This window comes from candidate division WOR-3 bacterium, from assembly GCA_039804165.1.
In the GTDB taxonomy this organism is placed as follows: domain Bacteria; phylum Hydrothermota; class UBA3072; order UBA3072; family UBA3072; genus JAFGHJ01.
In genome coordinates, this window is record JBDRZZ010000009.1 from 1 (window position 1) to 25790 (window position 25790).

General features: G+C 32.3%; 25 protein-coding genes. 17 read left to right on the plus strand and 8 right to left on the minus strand.

Annotated features, from left to right (window positions below; translation table 11 throughout):
• Positions 1-104 precede the first annotated feature (104 nt).
• The 7 genes from ABIN61_04570 to ABIN61_04600 all read left to right on the plus strand — a co-directional run bounded on the left by ABIN61_04570 (position 105) and on the right by ABIN61_04600 (position 6796).
• A complete protein-coding gene (locus ABIN61_04570) occupies positions 105-674 on the plus strand; it encodes a nitrophenyl compound nitroreductase subunit ArsF family protein (protein MEO0293481.1) in 570 nt (189 codons plus the stop codon).
• Complete coding sequence (locus tag ABIN61_04575) at positions 674-1360, plus strand: aromatic aminobenezylarsenical efflux permease ArsG family transporter (protein ID MEO0293482.1); 687 nt, start codon at positions 674-676, stop codon at positions 1358-1360. The genes ABIN61_04570 and ABIN61_04575 overlap by 1 nt, the downstream gene beginning before the upstream one ends.
• 13 nt (positions 1361-1373) lie before the next feature.
• Positions 1374-1613, plus strand: a complete 240-nt coding sequence (locus ABIN61_04580) for a thioredoxin family protein (GenBank protein ID MEO0293483.1) — start codon at positions 1374-1376, stop codon at positions 1611-1613.
• A gap of 127 nt (positions 1614-1740) precedes the next feature.
• Positions 1741-2325, plus strand: coding sequence for a TetR/AcrR family transcriptional regulator (locus ABIN61_04585; protein MEO0293484.1), 585 nt, complete (start codon positions 1741-1743; stop codon positions 2323-2325).
• 68 nt (positions 2326-2393) lie between these two features.
• Positions 2394-4655, plus strand: coding sequence for an efflux RND transporter permease subunit (locus ABIN61_04590; GenBank protein MEO0293485.1), 2262 nt, complete (start codon positions 2394-2396; stop codon positions 4653-4655).
• Between the two features lie 15 nt (positions 4656-4670).
• Entirely contained in the window at positions 4671-5417 is a 747-nt protein-coding gene (locus tag ABIN61_04595) for an outer membrane lipoprotein-sorting protein (protein MEO0293486.1), read from the plus strand.
• 17 nt (positions 5418-5434) lie between these two features.
• Positions 5435-6796: a DUF1302 family protein gene (locus ABIN61_04600; GenBank protein ID MEO0293487.1), complete on the plus strand. Its 1362-nt coding sequence runs from the start codon at positions 5435-5437 to the stop codon at positions 6794-6796.
• A 15-nt stretch (positions 6797-6811) separates the two neighbouring features.
• Here ABIN61_04600 and ABIN61_04605 read toward each other — a convergent pair whose 3' ends face one another.
• On the minus strand, positions 6812-7537 hold the full coding sequence (locus tag ABIN61_04605) for a hypothetical protein (GenBank protein ID MEO0293488.1): 726 nt from the start codon (positions 7535-7537) through the stop codon (positions 6812-6814).
• A 57-nt stretch (positions 7538-7594) separates the two neighbouring features.
• The gene (amrS, locus tag ABIN61_04610) at positions 7595-8629 is read right to left on the minus strand and encodes an AmmeMemoRadiSam system radical SAM enzyme (GenBank protein MEO0293489.1); all 1035 of its coding nucleotides are present in this window, start codon (positions 8627-8629) and stop codon (positions 7595-7597) included.
• 94 nt (positions 8630-8723) lie between these two features.
• Here amrS and ABIN61_04615 point away from each other — a divergent pair, with 94 nt between their 5' ends.
• Positions 8724-10148: an endo-1,4-beta-xylanase gene (locus ABIN61_04615; GenBank protein ID MEO0293490.1), complete on the plus strand. Its 1425-nt coding sequence runs from the start codon at positions 8724-8726 to the stop codon at positions 10146-10148.
• A gap of 10 nt (positions 10149-10158) precedes the next feature.
• Here the strand turns inward: ABIN61_04615 and cutA are convergent, their stop codons facing one another.
• Entirely contained in the window at positions 10159-10479 is a 321-nt protein-coding gene (cutA, locus tag ABIN61_04620; GenBank protein ID MEO0293491.1) for a divalent-cation tolerance protein CutA, read from the minus strand.
• A gap of 10 nt (positions 10480-10489) precedes the next feature.
• The gene (locus ABIN61_04625) at positions 10490-12328 is read right to left on the minus strand and encodes a right-handed parallel beta-helix repeat-containing protein (protein MEO0293492.1); all 1839 of its coding nucleotides are present in this window, start codon (positions 12326-12328) and stop codon (positions 10490-10492) included.
• A 439-nt stretch (positions 12329-12767) separates the two neighbouring features.
• On the opposite strand from ABIN61_04625, the gene ABIN61_04630 reads away from it, so the two are divergent.
• The 9 genes from ABIN61_04630 to thiL all read left to right on the plus strand — a co-directional run bounded on the left by ABIN61_04630 (position 12768) and on the right by thiL (position 21594).
• Complete coding sequence (locus ABIN61_04630) at positions 12768-13844, plus strand: 2-hydroxyacid dehydrogenase (GenBank protein ID MEO0293493.1); 1077 nt, start codon at positions 12768-12770, stop codon at positions 13842-13844.
• A gap of 43 nt (positions 13845-13887) precedes the next feature.
• On the plus strand, positions 13888-14256 hold the full coding sequence (locus ABIN61_04635) for a DUF5362 family protein (GenBank protein MEO0293494.1): 369 nt from the start codon (positions 13888-13890) through the stop codon (positions 14254-14256).
• Entirely contained in the window at positions 14219-14701 is a 483-nt protein-coding gene (locus tag ABIN61_04640) for a Mut7-C RNAse domain-containing protein (protein ID MEO0293495.1), read from the plus strand. Before ABIN61_04635 ends, ABIN61_04640 begins: the two co-directional genes overlap by 38 nt.
• A complete protein-coding gene (locus tag ABIN61_04645) occupies positions 14685-15857 on the plus strand; it encodes a SpoIID/LytB domain-containing protein (GenBank protein MEO0293496.1) in 1173 nt (390 codons plus the stop codon). The genes ABIN61_04640 and ABIN61_04645 overlap by 17 nt, the downstream gene beginning before the upstream one ends.
• A complete protein-coding gene (locus ABIN61_04650; GenBank protein MEO0293497.1) occupies positions 15851-16897 on the plus strand; it encodes a metallophosphoesterase in 1047 nt (348 codons plus the stop codon). The genes ABIN61_04645 and ABIN61_04650 overlap by 7 nt, the downstream gene beginning before the upstream one ends.
• Complete coding sequence (locus ABIN61_04655) at positions 16894-19152, plus strand: AAA family ATPase (protein MEO0293498.1); 2259 nt, start codon at positions 16894-16896, stop codon at positions 19150-19152. Before ABIN61_04650 ends, ABIN61_04655 begins: the two co-directional genes overlap by 4 nt.
• A 64-nt stretch (positions 19153-19216) precedes the next feature.
• Positions 19217-20353, plus strand: a complete 1137-nt coding sequence (locus ABIN61_04660; protein MEO0293499.1) for an aldose epimerase family protein — start codon at positions 19217-19219, stop codon at positions 20351-20353.
• A 67-nt stretch (positions 20354-20420) separates the two neighbouring features.
• On the plus strand, positions 20421-20696 hold the full coding sequence (locus ABIN61_04665) for an HU family DNA-binding protein (protein MEO0293500.1): 276 nt from the start codon (positions 20421-20423) through the stop codon (positions 20694-20696).
• Positions 20697-20766: 70 nt separating this feature from the next.
• A complete protein-coding gene (gene thiL, locus ABIN61_04670; protein MEO0293501.1) occupies positions 20767-21594 on the plus strand; it encodes a thiamine-phosphate kinase in 828 nt (275 codons plus the stop codon).
• 1 nt (position 21595) lies between these two features.
• Here the strand turns inward: thiL and tsaD are convergent, their stop codons facing one another.
• The 4 genes from tsaD to ABIN61_04690 are packed head-to-tail and all read right to left on the minus strand — an operon-like array spanning position 21596 to position 25746.
• Entirely contained in the window at positions 21596-22573 is a 978-nt protein-coding gene (tsaD, locus tag ABIN61_04675) for a tRNA (adenosine(37)-N6)-threonylcarbamoyltransferase complex transferase subunit TsaD (GenBank protein ID MEO0293502.1), read from the minus strand.
• On the minus strand, positions 22570-23166 hold the full coding sequence (locus ABIN61_04680) for a hypothetical protein (protein ID MEO0293503.1): 597 nt from the start codon (positions 23164-23166) through the stop codon (positions 22570-22572). The genes tsaD and ABIN61_04680 overlap by 4 nt, the downstream gene beginning before the upstream one ends.
• Positions 23156-24136, minus strand: coding sequence for a phosphoribosylformylglycinamidine cyclo-ligase (gene purM, locus ABIN61_04685; protein ID MEO0293504.1), 981 nt, complete (start codon positions 24134-24136; stop codon positions 23156-23158). The genes ABIN61_04680 and purM overlap by 11 nt, the downstream gene beginning before the upstream one ends.
• Positions 24136-25746 carry a tetratricopeptide repeat protein gene (locus ABIN61_04690; GenBank protein ID MEO0293505.1) on the minus strand — a complete coding sequence of 537 codons (1611 nt, stop codon included), beginning with the start codon at positions 25744-25746 and terminating at the stop codon, positions 24136-24138. The genes purM and ABIN61_04690 overlap by 1 nt, the downstream gene beginning before the upstream one ends.
• Positions 25747-25790: the final 44 nt, after the last annotated feature.

Sequence of the window (25790 nt, forward strand, 5' to 3'; positions counted from 1 at the left end):
GAGTATTCGGGGTTAAAAAAGCCCTTGTCTATGTCCCTCTTATTGTTGTTCTTGGAACTTTGGTAGGATGGTTCTTTGGAAACTTTATATTTTAAGGAGAAAAAATGAAGGTGAAAAAAGTGATTTCTGTTCTTCTTCTCGCTTTTGTCCTACTTAGCATTGCTTATCTAATCAAAGGAGAAATCATGAATAAAAAAGAGGAAAAAATGCAAAAGGAAGAAATCCGAGAGGAGGTGGATACTATTACTGAAAAAGCCCCTGAAATTCCTGATGTTAATGCAACAAAGAATGAAACAAAAACGCAAAATTCGGCTCCCAAAAAAGAAGAGAAGAAGAAAAAAGTGCTTGCCTACTATTTTCATGGAACCCACCGATGCCCCACCTGCCTTACAATTGAAAGATATTCAAAAGAAGCAATCGAATCTTATTTCGCAAGGGAGTTGAAGGATGGAATATTGGAGTTCAGTTCTATAAATGTAGAGGAACCAGAAAATAGACATTTCATCCAGGATTACCAGCTATACACAAAATCTCTCATAATTTCACTCTGGGAAGATAATAAGGAGAAAAAATGGAAAAATCTCACCGAGGTCTGGTCTTATGTTCACAGTAAAGAAAATTTCTATCAATATGTTAAAAATGAAGTGGAGAAGTTTTTAGAGGACACAAGATAATGGGAATTCTACCACTCCTTACGGCATTATGGCTTGGGATATTGACTTCGATAAGTCCCTGTCCTCTTGCAACCAATATTGCTGCGATATCATTTGTGTCATACAGAATTGTGCATAAGGCTGTTGTTCTTCTATCTGGGATTCTCTACACAATGGGAAGAGCGATAACCTATATTGTTATTGGTTTTCTCGTTGTTAGGGCAGCCGTTAATATTCCCCTCGTTTCGAATTTCCTCCAGCTCTACATCAACAAAATCCTGGGAATACTTCTGATTCTGGTGGGAATGTTTTTACTTGATTTGTTGTTTAACATAAAAATACCGAGCATTTTCGTTTCTGAGTCCTGGCAGAGAAAACTCGACGAGATAGGCATTTTCGGCTCTCTATTTTTGGGAATGCTTTTCGCTCTTGCGTTCTGTCCTGTTTCTGCCGCTCTATTTTTTGGGAGTCTTATACCTATCGCACTTAAGGCAAATTCAGGAGTGATTTTGCCGCTATTTTATGGAATGGGAACGGGGTTACCTGTTTTACTTTTTGCTATTTTCATTGCTCTTGGTTCTTCCCACATAGGCAGAATGTATAAAAGAGCAGTCAAACTTGAAGCGATTACAAAGAAAGTTACAGGAATTATTTTTATTCTGGTTGGAATTTACTATGTATTGGCTTACATCTTTAAATTGTTTTAAAAGGAGGTAATAGATGAAAATTCAAATTGCAGGACCTGGTTGTCCAAGGTGCTTGGCGACCGAGAAGGCTGTAAAAGAAGCCTGCGCCCAGTTGAAACTTTCTGCCGAGATTTCTCATCTTTACGATATAAGAGAATACGCAAGACTTGGAGTCAGAATGACACCTGCCGTGATTATCGATGGAAAAGTTGTTATTTCAGGTAAGGTTCCATCTGTAGAAGAAATAAAGAAAATCCTAAGCACCCCAAAATAAAAAGTAATTTAAACATAGAAAAGAGGCCGAAATAATTCCATAAAGAGGGGTTGACTTTTTCATAAAACTTTTTATATTTCGAATATAAAACTAATTTGGTCGATATATACAATTAAGGAGAAGAAAGATGGAAAGAACACAAAAAGATCTTAGAGAAATTATTATAAAGTCGGCTCAAGACATATTTGCGAGATTCGGTTTTAGAAAAACAACAATGGACGAGATTGCACAATCAATCAATAAGGCAAAAAGTTCCTTATATCATTACTTTACAAGCAAGCAAGAAATTTTCAAAGCAATAATAGAGAAAGAAGCTAGTTTGTTTAGAGAAGAAATAACAAGAACGGTTAGTCGTGAAAACACCCCTCAGGGAAAATTACACGTTTACATTTTAACAAGAATGCGTATGATAAACCAGCTGGCAAATCTATATAGTGCATTAAAAGATGAATATCTCAAACAATATGATTATATTGAAGAGTTAAGAGAAAAATACGATAAAGAAGAAATTGAAGTAATTAAAGAAATATTGAAGGAAGGTTGTAAAAGGGGAGTTTATGAAATCGAAAATTTAGATAGGGCAGCAAGCACTATTGTTTCTATCTTAAAAGGTATGGAATACTCTTGGATTAAAGAAAAAGATGTTAAAAAAGCCGAAAGATATATTGATAATTTATTGGAGATTCTTTTTTATGGAATAGTTAAAAGATAAAAAATTTTTTGCCTATGAGACGAACAAAAGACCAAATTGGTCTACATTTATAAAAGAGGATTTGTAAGATGGGGAAGTTTCCCAATCTAGTAATTAAATGCCGTATACCAATTATTTTTGTGGTTTCTCTTCTTACTTTTATATTTGGGTATTTTATTAAAGATCTGAAAATCAATTCGGATTTTTCGAGTTATCTTCCCAAAAGTGATCAGATAGTAAGAACGCTGAATTATATCAGTGAAAAATATAGTGGAAAACATATAGCAATGGTTGCCTTGGAATCGAATGAAATTTTTACAAAAGAAACAATTGAAAGAATTAACTATTTAACCTCTAATTTCAGGCTCATTGATGGTGTTTCATATGTGACAAGTTTGACAAATATTCTTGATATTAAAAAGACTCCTGAAGGGATAGAAATCGCAAAGCTTATTGATGAATATAATTTACCTACAACTGAAGAGGAACTTAAGAGTTTAAAAAACTATACCCTTTCAAAGGATATGTACAAGGGACGGATAGTTTCAGAGGATTCGAGGGCAGCTTTAATTATTTGTCGGATTAGAGATGGAAGTGATGAAGTAAAGATAGCTAAGGAAATAAAGAAAATTGTTGAAGAAGCAAATATAGAAGAAAAAGTTTATTATGCAGGTTATTCTTTTAATATACTTGAAGTGAATAAAATTATTTTAAAGGACTTAAGATTTCTGCTTATTCTTTCTCTTCTTATAATTGTAATAGTTTTATTTTTAAGCTACCATTCTTTTAGAGGAGTTATTCTTCCAATCCTTTCTGTTCTTATTAGTATTATCTGGGTACTCGGAGTAATGAACATATTTAAAATTCAAATCACCTTGGTTACAAATGTGATTCCTATAATCTTAATTGCAGTTGGCAGTGCTTATTGTATTCATGTGATCTGTAGGGTTTCTGAAGATGAGGAAAAATTTAATGATAGGATTAACCAAATCAAATTTTCCTTAAATGAAGTTGCATTACCAATATTTTTAGCGGCAATAACAACAATGATAGGATTTATTTCTTTTATTTTTGGTTCTTATTTAACTGTAATTCGGGATTTCGGCATTCTTTCGGCTTTTGGAATTCTCTTTTCTTTTATAATTTCTGTTACTTTTGTGCCCTCTCTCCTGTCATTTTTACCAGTCAAGAATACTTCGGTGAATAAAAGTATTCATAAGAAAAAAAGCAAAGAAGAATTTAATCTGTTTGCAAATATGCTCGGTAGATGGATTTTAAAGAATAAGAAACCTATCGTTATTATAGGAATATTAATTTGTCTCTTTAGCGCTTCTAATATTATAACGATTAAAAGAAGTTCAGATATGACAAAATACTTTAAATCAGGAAGTGAAATGAGGAAGTCTTCAGAAATGATACGGAACAAATTTTATGGAGACCTTCCTGTTTATTTTTTGATAAAGGGCGACATCCAAGAACCAAAAGTTTTAAACGAAATGAAAAAATTACAAGAATTTATAAAATCACAAAAATACATTTATAATCCCCAGTCAATTGTGGATATTATAGAAGAAATGAATGATGTAATAGGAGAAGGCAAAAAAATTCCAGATAGCAAAGAAAAAATAGAAAATTTATGGTTTCTTATTGAGGGTCAAGAAATGATAGAACAATTAGTTTCTCAAGACAAGAAAGAAGCAATTATTCAAGCAACTATGTCAACTGTTGATAATCCAAGAGAAATGGACAAATTAGACAAGAACATTCAAGAATATATCAGCAAAAATACGGATTCTTCTATTATAACTATTGAGGTGACAGGAATACCATTTATCTATCAACACATGGATAGGGCTATTATTCGAAGTCAGTTATTGAGTTTAATTATCGCTATTATTTTTGTATTTATATGTATGATTCTTTTGCAGCGGTCATTTGTGGAGGGATTTATCGGGATTATTCCAATCGTACTTACTCTTTTAATTCTATTTGGTTTTATGGGGTTTTTACGAATCCCCTTGAACCTGGCAACAGTGCTTGTAGGTAGTATTTCCATTGGAATTGGAATTGATTACCCAATACACTTTACAAACCGCTTTCGCAAAGAATTTTTTAAAAATAGAAATGAAGCTGAAGCATTGAATACCACCCTAAACACAGTAGGCAAGGCAATATTAATCAATGTGTTAACTGTAACGATGGGCTTTTTAGTTTTAGTTATGAGTAATCTTGTCCCACTTCAACACCTTGGAATTCTTATAGCAATTACAATGCTAAGTTCTGGAACTGCTACTTTAACCATCTTACCAGCAATAATTCTTTTAACTAAAGAAAAATGGGTAAAATTATAAAAAGGGAGGTCAAAAATGAAAAAAATATTCTCAGTAAATCTATGTGTTTTAATTATAATAAGTAGTCTACCAATTAAAGCACAAGAAGAAAAACTAACTGCCTCTCAAATACTTGAGAAAGTCGATAATGTTGTTAACGCTCCAGAGGACCAGAGCTTAAAAGTAAAAATTATTCTTATTGACGAAAAGGGGATAGAAGAACGAGAAATAAGCATGCTTCAGAAAGGAAGTCACAAAAGATTAGTGAAATTTCTATCCCCCGCTTCTCAGAAGGGTATTGGTGTTCTTTCTCTTCCAAATGATATTATGTATTTATATCTACCAGCCTTCAAAAAAACAAGGCGAATTGCTTCCCATATAAAAAATACAAAATTCGCAGGGACTGATTTTACCTATGAAGATATGGAGGCGATAAGATATTCAGAAAAATACATACCAGAGCTACTTAAAAAAGAAGAAAATCATTTCATTCTTCAACTTAAACCTAAAGAAGGGGTCAAGACGGATTATTCGAAGTTGATTATGTGGGTGAGGTGCGATAACTTTTGCACAAGTAAAATTGAATATTATGATAAAGGAGAGAATCTCTATAAAGTTATGACAAATAAAAGAATTGAAACGGTAGGAAACTATTGGATATCCAGAGAATCCGAAATGGAAGATTTAAAAGCAAGGCATAAGACAATAATGATTTTAGAAGAGATAAAATTCGATTCAAAACTATCCGACGAAATTTTCACAGAACGTTATTTAAGTAGATAATAAAGGAGGTAAACAGAATGGTCTTTCGTATATGTTTAATAATAGAATTACTACTCCTTTGTCTTTTTTATCCTCTTCCTGGCCAAGAGAGTACATCACATAATGCTAAATGGAATGGCTATTTCCAAACCGATAACAGGATTCGTTTAAAAGGTAATAACGAATTTTCCTGGGAAGAATATAGGCTTAGTCTAAAAGGAGAGACTAATCCAGGAGAAAAAGCTCATTTTTACAGCGAAATCTGGCTCCGAACATTAGGTTTTTCAACACTGAAAAATAGTTCTGATTTGGGTAGTAAAGATAAAATTTCTCCTTTGAATTTAGAACTCCGGGAAGTATATATTGACTTTTACGGATTTCTTTTCAATAATCTTGATGTTCGGATTGGAAAGCAACGCATTGCATGGGGGGTAGCAGATAAGCTAAACCCAACCGATAATCTTAATCCAGATGATCTTGAAGATATCTGGGATTTCGGAAGACATTTGGGTTCTAATGGACTCAGATCTTCTTATTATCTTGGAGATTGGACATTTACAGGTGTTTATATTCCTCATTTTACGCCTAGTGTTTTACCACGAGGTAACTGGGCTTCTCTTTTCTCTTCTATTATACAATTACCTTCCGGGCTTGTTCTCAGAAATTCAACCGACACCATTATTATGCCAAAGAACAATCCTAAAGAAAGTTCTATAATGGGAGGTAAAATATCAAAAAATCTTTTTGATTATGATTTTTCTTTAAGTTATGTATATGGTAGAGATGATTTACCTTTAGCAAGAAAAGTGACATTTATCCCTACAGACACTCCAGGGGAAATAGATATTGCGACCGAACTAATCTATCCGAAAATCCAGATAGTAGGGATGGATTTTGCAGGAGCTTTGGGTAGTTTTGGAATTTGGGCTGAAGCGGCAGTATTTTTCCCTGAGAAAGTAAACCTAACGACAGATTTGTCCGCTCTAGGAATGGGTATACAAGAATCAATTGTTTTAGACGACAATCCTTATGTTAAATATGTTCTTGGGACAGATTACACTTTCAAAAATGGCATTTACATTAATATTCAGTATCTCCATGGCTTTATTCACGAAAGAGGAAAGGATAATCTGGAAGATTATTTTATGTTTGGAGTAGAAAGGAAGCTTTTAGATGATAAAATAAAAATAACTCCCTTAGCTGGGGGGATAGAAATAAAAGATTTAAAAGATATAAAAAACAACTACGCTCTTATTCTATCACCAGAAGCCACCTATTATCCTCTTGAGGATGCCGAAATTACTCTTGGAATCAGATGGATAGACGGTAAGAATACGACTAATTTTGGAAGAATAAAAGAAAATGATGAGCTATTTTTAAAAATTAAATATTATTTTTAAATATAAGGCTAACTTTTAGGAAATTTTTGATTCCAAACCTAAAGAGCAATATTTTTTCACTATACACTCACCGCATTTTCTTCTTCGGCAAAAATCTTTTCCTTGGCGAACTAGAGCTGTCTCAAAATCTACAAATTCTTTATCTTTTATTTTATTTTCTCTCCAAAGAAGTTTTAGTTTTCCTAAGCCCGAGAAAACATCATCCTCCCTACTTATTAACTCTAAATTTATGGCCGACCTAAGAGCTAAAGGAGAAAGAGGAGGATCTGCTTTATCCCAAAGTCCTCGTAATTCTCTTAAGAAAATCCTTACAGTAACTTCTCCAATTCCTTTCCCCAAAGCTTTTATTTTATCTTCTAAATCCTTTGGATCTTTAGCTTCTTTTTGTAATTTGTTAAAATCTCCTCCATACATCTCTTTAAAGTTCTTTATAACCTCTAAAAGTTTAGTAGCTGTTTTAAAATCATACCTCACATATCCACCATTATCTAAAATCCTTACTAGTCCATCCCAACCAGTTTTCAATATCATATAAGGGGAAACTATTCTTTCTTTTTCAAACTCTTTATATGTATTTATAACAATAGTTTCAGAAATCCTCGCTCCAAAAAGAATGGAAGCAATAAACCATTTAAAAATCTCTTCGTTTTTAATAGAAGAAAGATCTATTCTTAACCGGGAAGAAAACCTATCTCCTAAAAACTCAACCAATATTTTGATTAATTCCCCTTTTTCATCCATAACTTCCTTTTTCTTATATATGTAATAAGCCTTCTTTCATTAATTAAGTCTAATCCACTAATAATTAGCATATTCTATTCCTTTTATATTTATAGAAGTTCCACAAATAGGGCATCTTGAATCTTTAAGTTTTATACTTATTAATTTCATCCATTTTCTCTCTATTAAAAGTGTTCCGCATTCTGGACAGTAAGTATTTAACCTACTATCGTCAACATTACCAAGATAAACATATCTCATACCTTCATCCTTCGCTATTTTATATGCTTCATTTAGTGTTTCAATCGGGGTAAATGGAAGATCTAAGACTTTATAATCAGGATAAAATCTTAAGAAGTGTAAAGGTGTTTCGGGTGAAAGATTATCCCTTATCCAAATTGTAAGTTTTCTAATATCTTCTTTAGAATCCCCAACTTCAGGGAGAATTAAATCAGTTATCTCAATATGAATATTATTTCTTTTAAATTCCAGTAATGCATTGTAAATAGGTTCTATAGAAGGAACTCCAACGTATCTCTTCATAAAATCTAAATTTCCAGAACCCTTAAAATTTACAACAACAGCATCAAGATAAGGAGAAATTTCCCTTATCGGCTCTGGACTTATAAATCCATTAGTCACATATGTAGTGTATAACCCTTCTTTCTTAGCGATCTTGGATGTTTCATAAGTTAATTCATAAAATATTATAGGTTCTGTAAAAGTGTAACTTATACCTTTTGAACCCGATTCTTTTGCTCTTTTCACAATTTCTTTTGGAGTAATTCCTTCTCCATATATTTCACCTTGACTTAACGCCCAATTTTGACAATATTTACATCTCCAGTTACAACCCTGAGTGCATATTGAGAATGCCTTAGTTCCAGGTGCAAAGTGATAAAGAGGTTTTCTTTCTATTTCGTGAACTACCATTGAACTTATCTTATCATATATAAGGGAGTAAAGTGTGCCATCAATATTTTTTCTTACCCTACAAATACCTGTTTTATCTTTCTCTATTATACATCCAAAAGGAAGAATAGAATTCCAACCGCAAAGATGACACCTAACTTTTTTATTTTCAATTTTTTCATAAAACATTGCTTCTTTCATATATTAGAAAAATAAAAAATACATAATTTTAATCAAGCCTTGACAAAATTCAAATTCAAAATTATTTTTATTTAAAGGATTTAGGGAGGTTAGAATGAAACGTATATTTATATTATTTTTAATATGTATCTCAGAAATCTACGCTTATAAGATACCCTCTGGCCCCAGGCTAAGAGAGATTGTGGTAGAGAAATATCGAGATCCCGTATATGGCGATAGTATTATTATTGGTGGAACCACAGGAAGCCAACAAGCTTTGGGCGGAGAAGTGGGAAGAATTTTATGTTATGAATTTAACTATGTAACTCCTGAAAATGATTTTAAACAAGAATGGATTCATCCTGATAATTCAACTTGGAATTGGTCACAAGCTGATGCTTGGTTTACTTATATGAAAAAGTGCAAGAGTTACTATGGTCGTGAAATTGAAATACTTAGAATGCATTGCCCTATTGGTCCTCAATGTTCTCCTTGGGCACGAGACGATAGTAGAACCCCTACCGAACTTGATACAAATATGACTCAATTTCTAAGAGCTATTTGCCAGAAATATAATGATTCAACCCAAATTAAATATATGGACGTTGTAAATGAAACTGCTGTAGAAGGTTCTTGGCATAAGGATAAGCCTGGAATTCCCGATTGGGAATGCCCTTGGTATAAGATTGGTTTAGATACTTTCCAATTACCAGAAGGTAAATTAATTATACCTAAATACATAACAAAAGCCTTTCAGATTGCAAATGAATACGCTCCTGATATTAAGCTTATTTACAATCACCACGAAGATCCAACGAACTCTTCTTGGACTTTAATAAAAAAAACAATAAGCCATCTTATAGATAATTTAGGGCTCCGTGTAGATGGAATAGGTTGGCAAGCCCATGTTGATGTAGGATGGGAAAAAAATAGTAATAATTTAACCGCCTTAAGAAATTTAATTGATTGGGCGCATAGCAAAGGTCTTGAGTTTCATATTACAGAAGCAAGTGTTTGGATTAAAACTGGTGCGACCCCAGAGAATTTTGAAAAACAAGCTGTTACCTATCGCGCTATTTTAGATATTCTACTTGAAAAACGTTTTACAGGCAAAGTTGGCTGGAATACTTGGAATATACAAGATGATTTTGGATGGCATATTGAATGGTACCCCTCTCTCTTCAACGGAGCTGATTCTAACTATTCTGCAAAACCAGCTTATTATGCAATTCAGTCAGCTCTTCTTGGGCAAGGAATTGAAGAACCTATAGAAAATATTAGCACTCTAAAATTGTATAATAGCCCAAATCCATTTAGTGGAAAGACTACAATCTTTTTTGATCTTCCTAAAAGAGGTTTTGTAAGCTTAAAGATTTATAATTTAGCTGGAGAAGAAATAAAGACTTTACTTTCCGGGAATATGGAAATTGGGAGCTATAAGATAGAATGGATTCCACAGGAAGTGCCACAAGGGATTTACTTAGTTTATCTTATCCAAGAAAATCTAATAGCAAAACAAAAACTGATTCTCGTGAAATAAAGAATATTTTTTATTTATCTCTTATGGTTTCCTTTTCAATCCAGGATAGATAAGGAATAAAGCCATTTTTAATCTCATAAGAAACAATCGCAGGAATTTCATATGGATGAATCTCTTTTAGCCTCTTTTCTAATTTCTTATATAGAGATTTTCTTGTCTTCATAATAAGAATAAATTCCTTTTCTTCTACTAATTTTTCCTTCCATCTATAAATAGACTCAATTGGGAAAAAGTTAACACAGGCAACCAATTTTTCTTCCACTAATATTCTACCTATCTTCTTTGCAATTAATTTATTGGGTAAGGTTGTATAAACAAAAACAAATTTCAAGAAAACTCCCTTATTGACCTGGAGGGTAAGCCCCAACAAAAGGACTCTCCCCAACGTTATCTCCAAGAAATTTCTTTACTTCTTCTGGTAAAATTGTCCCTGCATTTGGGAAATTTTTTAATAATTGATAATTACCAAGTTCCCAGCTTCTAAATATAGGGTCTCTGTAATTAAGAAAATAAAGACTATGGGTAGAAAAATCTTTATAAATTTTACTCAAATCCTTTGGGGTCCTCAAAGGAATTTGACATTCTTCATTATTTTCAATTGGCCCCCACAGAATCAAAGGTTCAGATTTTTCTTCTTTTCTTATATAAACATTATAATCCATTTTTTTCAATTGTGGTTTTTTTAGTTTTCTACATAAAGATGGTTCTTGCCAACTTATAAATAGAGGCCTATTAAAATTCTCATCTCCCACAAGAAGATTGTTAACAAAAATATGGCCTTCCCTTTTTTCTACATCTGGACCTGTAGCTGAATGCCAACCAAAAAGCCGATCAGTAGCAGGGGTTCTTCCTGTTCTTCCAATATTAACAGTGCTATTTATAAATGTGTTTTGATAGATTTGAGCACCTGAACTATTGAGGATAAAAATTCCTTGTTCGCAATTAACAAATACATTTCCGGCACAAATCACCCCTTTTGAAATTTCAAAGAAAAATCCATTATTGGTTGGCCAATATCTTCTTGGTAATTCTTTTTGTAAAATCCCTACATTTTGAACCCAATTGTTAACAAAAACACCATCAACATTTCCAACATCATACCAAATCCCATTAGAATATGGAAGATCTATAACAAGATTATCCCTACAGATAACTCTGTGGCATTGATTGAAAATTTTAACCGCTGCAGGATAATATCCTGTGATTCTCTCAATATTATTTTGAGTAAATATATTTCTTTCTAAAAGAACATCTGAAGAGGCAACGATGTAAAGACCTTCCGTGCTTGTATTACTAACTTTGCAATGACGAACCACAAGACTATCTCCTCTAAGTTTCGCACCTAACTCTCCACAGTTAGAAATTTCACAATTTTCTAAAATAGTTCCTATTACTTCTTTTCCATATTTTGACTCATGAGAAGGGCTCTCTGGCTCTACGCCTTCAATTTCTATTGCCCTACTGGCATATTGAGTAAAAGTTATTCCCCTTATTATTGGACCCCTTTTATCCGAACTTTTCCCATGACATTCTCCAGTTGTTCTCATAATACCTATAGGGAAAGCAGTGATCTCTATTAAATGTTTTTTAGGATCCACCCCTATATATATCTCTTCCTTTACGTAATCAATAAAGAAAGTATTTTCGTTAACTTCTCCTTCCCATCCAACTGATTGTAAGAACTTTCCGTCCACAAAAACTACATCATTATTGAAACGATGAAGTGGTGTTTCTTTTCCGTGGAATTGCCTTTGCCACCAATCTGCAGGCTCAGAAGGAAATAAATATTTCCACTTAGTTTTCCAAAGCCCGTTCCCCAAATTTTCCCAATCATTTGCTATATAGGTTCCTTTTAATATAGGCTGTTCATCTTTATAGGGTTGGATAATTATCCCCTGATTCAACATTAAATTTCCAGTCCGGTAAATTCCTCCTCGCATTATTATTGCATCTCCAGTTTTCACTCTCTCAATAGCTGCTTCTAAGGTCGTAGGGTCTTCAATAGATTCTCCCATAGAGCCAGATCTTCCATAAGGAGCAACATAATAAATCTTTCCTTTTACCTCTGGCAATTCATAAGTTTGTCTTATTGGTCCATATGGTCCACCAGAAGGTTCCGCTTTTAGAAAAAGAGTGCCTATAATTATAGAGGAAAAAACTAACTTATAAAAATTAATCATTTTATATAAAATAATCTAAAGAGCTTTTCTGTCAATCCCAGAAATAAAAAAGAGTTTCTCAGCCTCTTTTTTCCATCATTTGAACCTCTTTACGTTATACACAAATTTATAAAAACAGAAAGAAAAAAGGTCCCTTTATTTATTATCAATTAAAAGACAAAAGAGCTCTCGATGCGTTTGGAATACTTAGTAATCGCTAAGCTCAGTAATTAAGATAAAAATTAAAATATGAAGCAAAGTAAGTAGATATCCGGAATTATAACACCAGAAATAAATTCAATGTTTAAAGAATGGGTAATTAAGGTTAATAAAGAGATATTGAAATATTTAAAAATTCTGGAGGAAAGTGCTATATATTTCATTGCCAGACTCCCACAAAATAAAAAATTGATTTAGTCAAGGGTTGCAAAAAAGTCAAACATAATTAAAAATTGTTTTAATGAATAAAAAATTTTCTGTTGCTTTTTTTGATACAAAGAGATATGATAAAGAGTTTTTTGACTTAGTTAATAAAGATTATGGATTTCAGTTAAAATACTTCACTAGTCGCTTAAACAAGGATACTGCGAATCTTTCAAAAGGCTTTGATAGTGTTTGTGCTTTTGTTCACGACACAATTGATAGAGCCACTATAAAAATTCTAAAACAAAACGGGATAAACCTTATCGCTCTCCGTTGCGCAGGCTATAACAACGTAGATCTCCGCGCAGCTTTTGGGAACATCCACATTGTTAGAGTTCCTAGTTATTCGCCCCATAGTGTTGCCGAACACACAGTGGCTTTAATGCTTGCCCTCAACAGAAAAATACATCGCGCTTACTTTCGCTCAAGAGAGGGAAATTTTTCTATCGACGGTCTTTTAGGATTTGATATGTTTGGAAAAACTGTAGGTGTAATTGGAACGGGTAAAATCGGAAGAGTGGTAATAGAAATTCTAAAAGGTTTCGGAATGAATATTCTTGCAATGGATCCAAAGCCCGATGAAGAATACGCTAAAAAAAACGGTTTTAGATATGTTGAATTAACAGAACTGTTAGAAAAATCTGATGTGATTACCCTTCACTGTCCTTTGACACCAGAAACAAGATATATAATAAACGAAAAAAGTATAGCAAAAATGAAAGATGGTGTAATGATTATTAATACAGGTAGAGGAGAATTAATAAAAACAAAAGCTCTTATAGAAGGTCTAAAAAAAGGCAAAATTGGTTATGCTGGACTTGACGTTTATGAAGAAGAAACCGAATATTTCTTTGAAGATTTTTCTTCTTCTACGATAAGTGATGATATTCTCGCAAGACTTCTAACATTCCAAAACGTTCTTATAACATCCCACCAGGGTTTCTTCACAAAGGAAGCGCTATATAATATCGCAAAAATAACCCTTGAAAACATTAAAGAATATTTTGAAGGTGGCCACTTAAAAAATGAAATCTGTTATAAATGCGAGGAGAAAACTTGTAGAAAAAAGGAAGGGAAACGATGCTTTCTTTTAGATTCAGAAAAAGACCCTTGACTTAAATATAGTATTTCTCTATTTTCTCTATAAAGGAGGAAGAATGAGAACAAAAAAAGAATTGGAGCAAAAATTGAGCACAAGTTGTAAGGAAATGAGTGGTTGGATAAAATTTCTTGCAATTTTTTGGATTGTCTCAGGTGGAGTTTATGCAATGACAATTGTAGGTGCAGTGATAGCCTGGATTCAAATATGGATTGGGATTATTCTCTTACGAATATCAAAGAGTTGTAAAGCTGTTACCGAGGGTGGTTTTGAATCTCTCGGAGATATGTTTTCCTCTCTCAAGACTTTTTTTGTTCTAAATGGGGTTTTTACAATAATAATCATTTTTTTGAGCATTTTATGGGCCATAATATTTGGATTTACGATTATTGGAAGATTTCTTAGAGAAACAGGAGGGCTATATTAGAGAATCTCCAAAATTCATCTGTGATTTTATGTTGGGACGGCTCGCAAAATGGCTTAGGCTTTTAGGTTTTGATACTTCATATTATAGAAACACGAATGGCAAAACAATAATACATCAAAGTAAAAATGAAAATCGTATTATTTTAACCAGATCCAAAGCCTTAAAAGAAAAATATGAGGACGCAATATTAATAGAATCAGAAAATCTTTTTGACCAGCTAAAACAAGTAATAAAATTCTTAAAAATAGAATCCCCTTTTTCCCGTTGTCCTGTTTGCAATGAATTAATAAAAAAAGTAAAAAAAGAAACCATTAAAGAAGAAGTCCCTCCCTACATTTTTGAAGTTCACCACGATTTTAAAAAATGTCCTAAGTGTAATAGAGTATTCTGGAAAGGAACACATTATAAAGAGATAGAAAAAATAATAAATGAAATCAAAAGCTAATTTTTTCTTTATCATTTTAACATTTGCAATTTCCTGTACCCCTTTTTTTGTCAGGAAATTAAAAGAAGAACCTACTGTAAGAATACTACTTCAAAAAAATCCTGAAAAATTAGAACTTTCTTCCGATTCAAAAATAAAGCTTTCTATAGCAGAGAAAAATACGCTCATTTCAGGTAAGATTTCTATTTATTTTAATCCTTATTTAAGAATTATAACGTCCGAAGGAACCATAGAAGATCCAACTCTCCCTATTACAGTTCACCCAATGAATAAACCCATTAAAATTGATGGAAAACTTTATCCAGGAATAATAAAAATATTGAAAAGCTATGATATTTTAATAGTAAATGAGGTAAAGATAGAAGAATATTTAAAAGGGGTTGTGCCTTATGAAATTGGCAAACTTCAAGAGGATCAAATAGAAGCATTGAAAGCTCAAGCAGTAGCTGCAAGGTCTTATGCTATGGCGAATATAAAATCCGGAGAACCTTTTGATATTAGCCCTACCATATGGCACCAAGTTTACGAAGGATTGGGTGAACCCAATCATCTAATAGAAAGGGCCATTGAGTCCACAAGAGGAATAGTTGCAACATACAAAGGAAAGGTAATAGACGCAAAATATTCTTCCACTTGTGGAGGAGTTACCGAAGACAACGAAAATGTCTGGATTGGAGAAAAAATTCCTTATCTTAGATCCGTTAAAGATTCTAAAGGATCTGGAGAACCTTTCTGTGGAAAATCTCCTCACTATAGGTGGGAGAGAATTTATGATAAGAAAGAGTTCTTTGAAAATGTGAAAAAACAGATTAAGGAACTTTTCGGAGAAGCCCCAGGTAAAATTGAGTGGATTAAAATAACAAAGAGAACAAAAACAAATAGAGTAAGAACTATAGAAATAAATACAGATATTGGAAAATTTTATTTAGAAAAAGATGCGATAAGAAGACTTTTTAGCGATTATCGTGGTTCTTTAAAATCCCTTATGTTTCAAATAAAGGTTAAAGGTAATCAAATAATTGTCTCTGGAAAAGGTTATGGACACGGAGTTGGAATGTGTCAATATGGAGCAATGGAAATGGCAAAAGAAGGATACAATTACAAAAGTATCTTAAATCATTATTATAAGGGAATTAAACTTGAAAAGCTATGGTAAAAATTCTACATACATCTGATATCCACCTAAGAGAATACGAAGATAATTCTTGGAAAGCTTTTGTGCATTTAATTGATCTTGCAAACAAAGAAAAAGTAAAATTTTTTGTTATCTCAGGGGATCTTTTTGATGAGAAAGTAAGCTTCAATAAACTATATCCTGAACTTCGACCTCTTTTGAATAATGTAGAATACGACTTTATAATCATTCCAGGGAATCACGATGAGAAAGTGTTTAATTCAGATTTTTTCCTCGGAGAAAAAATAAAAATAATAAGAAAATTAAATGAACCTCTTGAATATGAAAATGTAAGATTCTTTGGATACCCCTTTGAAAAAATTGGCGCAGAAGAGATACGAAATAATCTGAGAAAAATAAAAGAACTTGCAACCAAAGATAATAAGGTAAACATTCTTCTTTTCCATGGAGAACTTCTTAACCACTCATTCTCTGGCTCTGATTTTGGAGAAGAAGAAACCAATTATATGGGTGTTTGGCTCTCGGCCTTTGAAAATATTAACTTAAAATACGTTCTTGCGGGACACTTCCACACTAATTTTCAGGTATACTCGCTTTCTCCGGACGGCTTTTTTGTATATCCTGGTTCCCCTATCTCAATCACAAGAAAAGAAATAGGGAAAAGATCGGTAAATCTCTTTGAATTGGGTAAGCCGCCAAAGCAACATTTTATAAATACATTTTACTACCAAAAAATAAACCTCTCCATAAATCCAGAAGATAAAATTAAGATAAAAGAAGAAATAGAAAAAATATTAAAAGAAATTCCAAAAGAGGCAAAAGTTTTGTTAACCATTACAGGTTATATAGAAGAAAAAGAAGAAGAGTTCCAAAGAGAAATAAAAGAAATTGAATACAGGTTTGAGAATTTGGAAATTGAAAATAAAACAAGAGGAATAAAGCACTTAACCGAAGATGATCTCTTTAAAATTTTCGTAGAAAAATTGGAAAAATTTCCAACGAAAAGAAAAAGAGAAATTAAAACTTTATTTATAAGAAGTATTCTTGAAAGCGAAAAATGAGAATAAAAGAATTCAGGATAATTAATTATGGTCCTCTTTCCGATAAAGGGAAAATAACCCTTGATCTTTTTAACTTAATTTACGGAGTAAATGAAACAGGGAAAACCCTCACTCTTGAAGCTCTAATAAAACTACTGCTTGGTAGAAACTCAAGATATTTTAAGAATATTGATAGAGTAGAAGAAGAACCTGAGGGATATGTTGTAATAGCAACTGAAGAAGGAGAAAGGAAACTTAGCAAAAAGATTCATCTCGATGATCTTTTACCCATTTCTAAAGAAGAATGGAGAAATATCTTTATTATAAGAAACAGCGACTTATCAATTGATTCGGAACCCTCTCTCTATTCAGAAATTACAAATCGTTTAACAGGTCTTAAGACAAAAAGAATAAAACTCCTTAAGGAAAAAATCTTGGAAATTACCCAATTGACACCGAGTTGTGAATTCTCTAACAAAAAAGAAGATGGGTTTTTAAAATCAAAAATAAAAAAATCTTTGGAGCTCTTAGAAGAAATAAAAGAGCTTAAAAATCAACTTAAAGAAGAAGGTCTTGAAGAGCTTGAAAAAAAGCTAATAGAAATTTCAGATACACTTATAGAAAAAGAAATATTAAAAGAAAAGTTTGAAGAAGCAAGGAAAAGATTAACATATGAAAAAGCCTCTTCTGCATCTCGTATAATAAAAGAAAGCGAAGAAAAACTTAAAGATTTAGAGATATTTACAGAAGAGGATTACAATATCTGGAGAGAAGTAGAAAAAGAACTTAAAAGAATGGAAAGAGAAATAAAAGAGTCAAAAGAAGAATTAAGCAAAACCGAAGAAAAAATAGAAGTTAAAGGAAACGAACTAAATGAGATAAGAGGAGAGTTTAAAATAATAGAAAAGAAAAAAACAAATATAGATAAAGCAAATTATGAGCTAACAAATTTAAAAGAAAAATTTATAGAAGTTTCTTCAAAAGCCTCTTCTTTAATTACAAATGTTCCTTTATTTGTTTTTTCTATGGTTATGTTATTTATCTCTTTTTTAGGGTTTTTAAAAAAAGATCTATTTATATTTAAATTATTTACTTTATTTTTCACAATGCTTTCTCTTATCCTTCTATTTTTACAAATCAAAATTAAACGAGTTAAGCTCTTATGGGAAAAAAACTTTTTAAAGTTAAAACTTTCTTTAGCAGAAAATGGAATAAAGGGTGAAGAATTTGAAGAAATTTTAGAAGAGATTGCAAGATTTACTTCCGATTTCGAAAAAAGAAAAGAAGAGATTAAAGAGATGGAAATCGAAATAGAAACTTTAAAAAATAAGAGAAGAGAAATCCTAAATAAAATTTCGAAACTTGAAAGAGAAATAGAAAAAGGGAAAGAAATAATCGAAAAGATAAAATCTAAAATTTTACTCAATAAAATAGAAGATTTTAAAGAAAAGCTCGAAAAGAAAAAAGAACTTCAAATGCGAATAAGAGAGGGGAAAAAGGTTTTAGAAAGCCTATTAGGAATAGAACCGAAAGAAAAACTTAAAGAGCTAGAACCATTTAAAGACAAAGCTCTTGATATCAATTTTGAAGAAAAAGAATACGAAAAATTAAATAGAGAAATTTCCAATCTAAAAGAAGAAAAAAGCAAATACGAGCAAAATTTTCTTAATTTAAGCAAAAGGTTTGAAGAAATAGAAAGGAAAGCAAATGAAATCCTACCTGAAGAAACCTTCCTTTGTAATGGATTAAGGGATCTGGAAAATATTTATATAAAAATAAAAAACTTTGTAAAAGAAAAAGAGGATATAAAAGAAGACGCTAAAATAGCCCTTAATATTTTAAGGGAAATAGAAGAGGAAGAAAAAAACAAAATTGAGGAGCTTTTTGGAGAAGAAAGTTCTGTTTCTTTTCTTTTTTCTGAGATGACAAAGGGAGTTTATATAAACGTAGAGTTTGAAATAGAAACGGAAGAAATAAAAGTTACAAAAAAAGACGGAACAAGGCTTTCTCCCTGGCAACTTTCTGGAGGAGCTTACGATCAACTTTATTTTGCAATAAGACTTGCCCTTGGAGAAAAATTACTTTCAGACAAGAAAGGTTTTTTCATTCTTGATGATCCATTTATAAAAGCAAGCTCTGACCGACTCTTAGTTTTAGTAAATATGCTTAGAAATATTTGTTTAAAAGGATGGCAAATAATTTATTTCTCAGCAAAAGAAGAAATCCTAAAAATTTTCTCTCAAGATAAAAAAGTGAAAATTATAAAGATGGAATAAAAAAGAGTTGACTTTTTGAGGAAATTGCATAAAATATTTTTGTTTAAATAAGAAAGGAGGAAAAATGAATTTTACTCTATGCAAAAGATTAATTCCATTTACTTCTTTTATCTTTTGTTTAAGTTGCACTGAAGGAACATTATCACCAGGAGTCCAAAAAGAAAATTTTGGAACTACACCAAAAGGGGATTCTATTACATTATATACACTAAGAAATACCAAAGGAATGGAAGTAAAGGTAATGGAATTTGGAGCTACTTTAGTTTCTATTAAAGTTCCTGATAAAAAAGGAAAATTTGAAGACATTATTTTAGGTTTCGATAGTCTTATAGATTACATAAATGACCCAACTTATATGGGGGTAACAGCTGGACGTTACGCAAATCGAATTGGAAAAGGCAAATTCACCCTTGAGGGAAAAGAATATATTCTTGCAAAAAACGACGGGGAAAACCATCTTCATGGAGGAATAGAAGGGTTTGGGAAGAAAGTATGGGATGGAGAAGAGTTAAAAAAAGAAGAAGGAATCGGAGTAAAATTCACATATTTGAGTAAAGATGGAGAAGAAGGCTACCCTGGAAATTTAAAAAGTGTAGTAAAGTACATTATTGATAAGGAAAAAAACGAACTAAAAATAGTCTTCGAAACGGAAACCGATAAACCTACACCTGTAAATTTAACAAATCACGCTTATTTCAATCTTAAAGGAGAGGGAAAAGGTGACATTTTAGGACACAAGTTATTGTTAAACGCGAAAGAATTCACTCCTGTAGATGAAGGCTTAATTCCAACAGGAGAAATTAAAAGTGTTGTTGGAACCCCATTAGATTTTACCAAACCTGAATTAATAGGATCAAGAATAGACCAGTTAGAGGAAAAATTTCATGGAGGGTATGACCACAACTTCGTTATAACAAAGAGTGAAGATTCTCTTTCCCTTGTATGTAAAGTTATAGAACCTGAAAGTGGTAGAGTAATGGAAATCTATACTACAAAGCCAGGGTTTCAGTTCTACACAGGAAACTTTCTCAATGGGCTTAAGGGAAAAGGAGGGAAAATATATAACAAGCATTACGGATTCTGCATTGAACCTCAATACTACCCAGATTCTCCCAATAAACCTAATTTCCCTTCCTGTATTCTAAATCCTAACCAGACGAGAAGAGAGATAATATTATATAAATTCTCTACCGAAGAATAAAAACCCTTGACAGATAAGAAAAAAAACCTAAAATCTTTTATTAAAATTATTAAAAGGAGGCTATTAAATGAACAAGAAAGAATTAATTGATGCTATTGCAAAAGATGTAGGTTGTAAGAAAACAGAAGCTAAGGCAATGTTAGAAAGTCTCATAAACAATATTGTAAAAGGACTCAAACAAGGAAAACGTATTGCAATTGTGGATTTCGGAACTTTTTATGTAAAAAAGAGAGAAGCAAGAGTTGCAAGGAACCCTCAGAAACCCGACCAAATTATTAAAGTTCCTGCTAGGAAAGTTCCTGTGTTTCGCCCTGGAAAAAGTTTAAAAGAGGCTGTGAAGTAAGGGAAAAACCATAAAAGGTAAAGACTTAGAAAAAGAAATAATCCAAACTCTTCGGAAAAGGAGAAAGTGGATTGGAGATGATGTAGTTCAAATAAGTAAAACTGAGATTATTAGTGTAGATTCGTTTGTTGAGGGAGTGCATTTCACTCCCTCATATTTTTCTTATTACGATATAGGTTACAAAGCATTGGCTTCCGCTCTTTCTGATATAGCTGCCAGTGGGGGGGTTCCCAAATGGTTTCTATTAAATATTGGAATTAAGAAAAATCAAAGATTTGAAGAGTTTATGGAAATCCTTCGTGGAATTGAATTTTGGGAGAGAGAATATTCTATCCATCTATTAGGAGGAGACACTGTTAGATCTCCATTTTTGTTTTTATCTATAACAGTAGGAGGAACAACAAAAAATCCCGTTTCTCGGAGTGGAGCAAAAGAAGGAGACAAAATTTATCTTACAGGAAATATTGGAGGATCTGGAATGGGCCTTTTCGCTCTACAAAAAGGAATAAAATCTCCTCTTACAAAATATCACCTAAGACCAGAAATTAGATGTAAAGAGTCAATTAAACTTAAAAAGAAATACAAAATCACTTCTATGATTGACCTTTCAGATGGATTCCTTATAGATTCTAATCATATTGCAGAAGAAAGTAAGGTCCAATTAAATATATATTTTGAAAAGATACCTGTGCCTTCCGAATGTAAAAAATTTGCCAAAGAACATTCTCTTGACTTTAAAGAAATGGTTCTAACTTCAGGAGAAGAGTTTGAATTGTTATTTACCTCTCCCTCTATAATAAAAGAAAATTTTGTAAGTTTAATTGGTTTTGTTTCAAAAGGAAAAGGAGTTTATATAGACGGAAAACTAACACCCCCAAGGGGATTTAGACATTTTTAATTTAAAGGAACAGATTTGGACTTACTTTCAAATCTAATTTTGAAGTTATTCCTCTTTTTAAAAGTTTATATCCAAGAAATCCTACCATAGCGCCGTTATCTATTGTAAACTCTTTCTTAGGAGCAATCCATTCTACATTTAATTCTCCTAATCTCTCTCTTAACAATTTGTTGGCCGAAACCCCTCCTGAGATTGCAAGTTTTTTAATACCTGTGAGCTTAACAGCTCTTTTTATCTTAATTATTAAAGATTCAATAGCCACTTTCTGAAAAGAAGCAGCAATATCAGGAATCCTATAAATTTTTTCCTCTTGAGGAAGACCAAGATAGGTATATAAAACACTCGTTTTTAGACCCGAATAAGAAAAGTCCAAACCAGGGGGATCTGGCAAAGGAAAAATAAATGCATCATCTTTCCCTTCCTTAGCCCACTTTTCAATTGCAGGCCCACCAGGATAACCAAGCCCTATCAACTTAGAAACTTTGTCAAAACTTTCACCACAAGCATCATCAAGAGTAGAACCAAGAATTTCGTAATTCCTAAAACCATTAACTTTTACTAGTAAAGTATGACCTCCTGAAACCAAAAGAGAAAGAAACGGATAGGGCCATTCCTTCTCATAAATAAAAGAAGAATAAATGTGAGCTTCAAGATGATTAACTCCAACAAGAGTAATTTTAGCCGAGTAGGATAAAGCTTTCGCAAAATTTACTCCAACCAAAAGAGAGCATACTAAACCAGGGCCATAAGTAACTGCAATCCCATCAATATCTTTTATAGTAACCCCATTTTTCTCTAAGACTTCCTTAGTCATTGGTAATAGCCTTTTAACGTGTTCTCGTGAAGCTATCTCAGGGACCACCCCTCCAAATTTACCGTGAATCTCTTGAGAATAAACCTTATTACAAAGAACTCTCTCGTCTTCTAAAAGAGCAACACCAGTCTCATCACAAGAAGTTTCTATTCCTAAAATTATCACTTCTTAACCTTTTTTATCTTATTCGGATAAACCTTAATTAGAGGATTTTCTATAGTGATTGTAGTAATAAAACCTTTAGGGATAGAATCTGGAGAAAGATATTCTATATTAGAAATTAAACTCTTAGGACCAATTATAGTAACCTTTTGTGGTAAAAAAACCATTTCTCTTACAGGAGTTAAATTAACTTTTTTCTCAATTAAAGAATCTATCTCAATTTTTATAGAATCTGGGGCTTTAACAATAAAATCCTCAATTCCTAACCAGGATGGAAAAGTCATATTTCTTTCTTCTAACTTAATTTTGAATATACCTGGTTTGTCAAAAGGTAAAATCAATATAGGAGAAATCTTCTTTGTCCTGATAAGATCAAATTGTCTTTTCTTTGCTCTAATCTTTATTTCTACAGAGTCCACTGAAGAATTTTTTACAATTAAATATTGCTTCACTTTCATTTGTAATTTTAGTTTTTTTTCAATTGAAATTATTTCATTAGTTTTTGCAAAATACCAGCTAATTGTTGCAATAAATAAAGAAATTAAAAAAGTAAATATATTACTAATTTTTTTATTACTTAAAAACTCAAATGCCATAAATCTCTACAGGATTCTTACCTCTCCTAATTTCCCCAATCTCTATTCCAAGACCAATATCTTCCTCAGAAATCACTATCATTCCAATACCCATATTGAAAACATTAAACATTTCTTTATTCGGAATATTTCCTTTTTCCTGAATAAATCTGAAAATTGGAGGAATTTCAAAATCAGATAAATCTATATAGCAGCTAAGATTTTTAGGCAAAATTCTTGGAATATTACCATAGAATCCTCCTCCAGTAATATGAGAAAGTCCTTTTATCTTCTTAAGTAATGGAGAAATTTCTTTATAATAAGACTTATGAGGAATAAGCAATAAATCTCCAAGAATACCTCCTAATTCTTTTATATAATCTCGCAAAGAAATTCCTGCTTTCTTCAATACTTTTCTTATAAGAGAATAACCATTAGTATGAAAACCAGATGAAGGAAGGCCAAAAACCTTATCTCCCTCTTTGATCTTACTCCCATCTATTATCTCATCTTCCTCAACAATACCAGTAATCTGAGCCGCAAGGTCAAATATATTTTCTCCATACATACCTGGCATCTCGGCGGTTTCTCCTCCAATAAGAGAACAATCATTCTCTTTACAAGCAGAAGCTATCCCTTTTATCACTTCAAAAAAAATTTCCTCTTTGAGTTTTCCTGTAGCGAAATAATCCAAAATATATAAGGGTTTTGCTCCCAGAACAAGAATATCATTTACACAATGATTTACGATATCATAACCTAAACCTTCATAATAACCATATTCAATCGCAATAAGAACCTTTGTCCCTACACCATCAATTGAAGAAACAAGCACAGGTTTTTTATACCCATCTGGTATTCTATATGTTGCGCCAAAATGACCAGGAGAAATTAAAACCTTATCTGTTAACGTCTTTTTAATAAATGGCTTAACCTTTAAGAAAGCATTTTCTGCTTTGTGGATGTCAACCCCTGCTTCTTTATAAAGCATTAATGTTTTTTCGCTTCTGCGAGATACCGTTTAGCCTGCGCGTGATTTGGATCTGCGCGTAGAACCTGTTCAAAATATTTTATAGCTTCTTTATAATTTCCATCAAAATATGCACTCAGACCTTTAGCATAAAGATCTGCAATTTCTTGCTTAGAAAGAGAAGGGCCGGAAGGAGCAGTTGCTTTCGGAGGTGGTGGAGGTGTAGAAGGTTTAGAAGGAGAAGTCACAGGGGTTGCTTTTTTCTCTAACCTACTTCTTAGAGAATTAATATGAGCTCTGATCTGATAAGATTCCTCCTCACCTTTTAGGGAAAGAATTTCTTCCCACAGGGCAATTGCATCCCTTATATTTCCAGAATTCTCTAAAGACTTAGCACTAACTTCTAAGGATGCAATCTTATCTGCAATTGCTTTATTTACAAGAGATAAACCTTCTTTTGCCTTCTCATTATTCGGATATAAAACAATTGCTTGTTCAAGTTTTTCTTTAGCTTCTTTAAGTTTTCCATTTTTATAATCCAAAGAAGCCTCTTTGGTCAAATTCATTGATTTTTCAACAGCAGGACTTACAACTTTAGATAAAGAAATCTCGAAATTAAGTTCTTTCCCAGACTTAACTGGAACTTGCGCTGTTTTTGTTTTATAACCCGGAGAGAAAACAGAAACCGTATAAACCCCAGGCTCTAATTCAAGGGTAGCCTTCTGACTCGCTGAAACATTAAAAGTCTTTTCTTCTCCCCCTTTTGAAACCACAACTTTTCCTCCAATTAAACTTCCACTACTCTCATCTTTAAGAGTAATCTTGAGAATCCCTATCCTTGGACCCAAAACCTCTCCTTGCCCTCCAGGATTAAAAGATAAAGTTAAATTTAATCTTGGACTATTATTTGAATTTTCCTCTTCCACTAGAAAATGTTCTATTTTATTTAAACTCAAAGTGCCTTTAAATAATTTCCTCTCAAACTGTAATCCTGCATTAGCATCTCTACCATTAACTTCGGCAATTAAGGAAAGACCAAAAGGCGTCTTATATCTCACTCCACCAAAAAGTCCTACAACAAACTTCTCATGCTTCTCTTCAGAAAAAACATCAAAGTTTATATACTTACTCCTGGGTCCATAACCCACAAACCTACCTCTTCCTAAACCTAAAGAAAATTCAAACCCTCCTCCAACCTCAGTGGTTCCAACCAGATACGCTGAAGCAACTTCAGGAGGACGTGGAGTATAAGAATAATCAAAAGAACTCTCTTCTTTTAAGGGAGATACATATTTCTCAGTCGTAATATTCTCAACACCTATTGAAAAGCTAGGTAAAAAACCTCTTTGTTTATTAATCTGATAGGCCAAATCAAGGCAAAATGTTTTTTCTGAAAGAATCTTTAATCCCAAAGCAAATCCGGCATATCCATATTCTATTGAACCATTTATATCGAATTTCTCTTCTACTTCCCTAATAGCATAATTCCCATTTAAATTAACAAAAACTCCATTAGAATAAATAGAAACAGGAATATCTATATAACTTCTCCAACTACAATTTTGAGCATTTAAACTCAGAGAAAACACATATATTACGATTACAAATAAGAATTTTATAATTTTCTTCATTTATTATAATAATACTCTTTTTTTTAAAACTGTCAAGGGGTTTT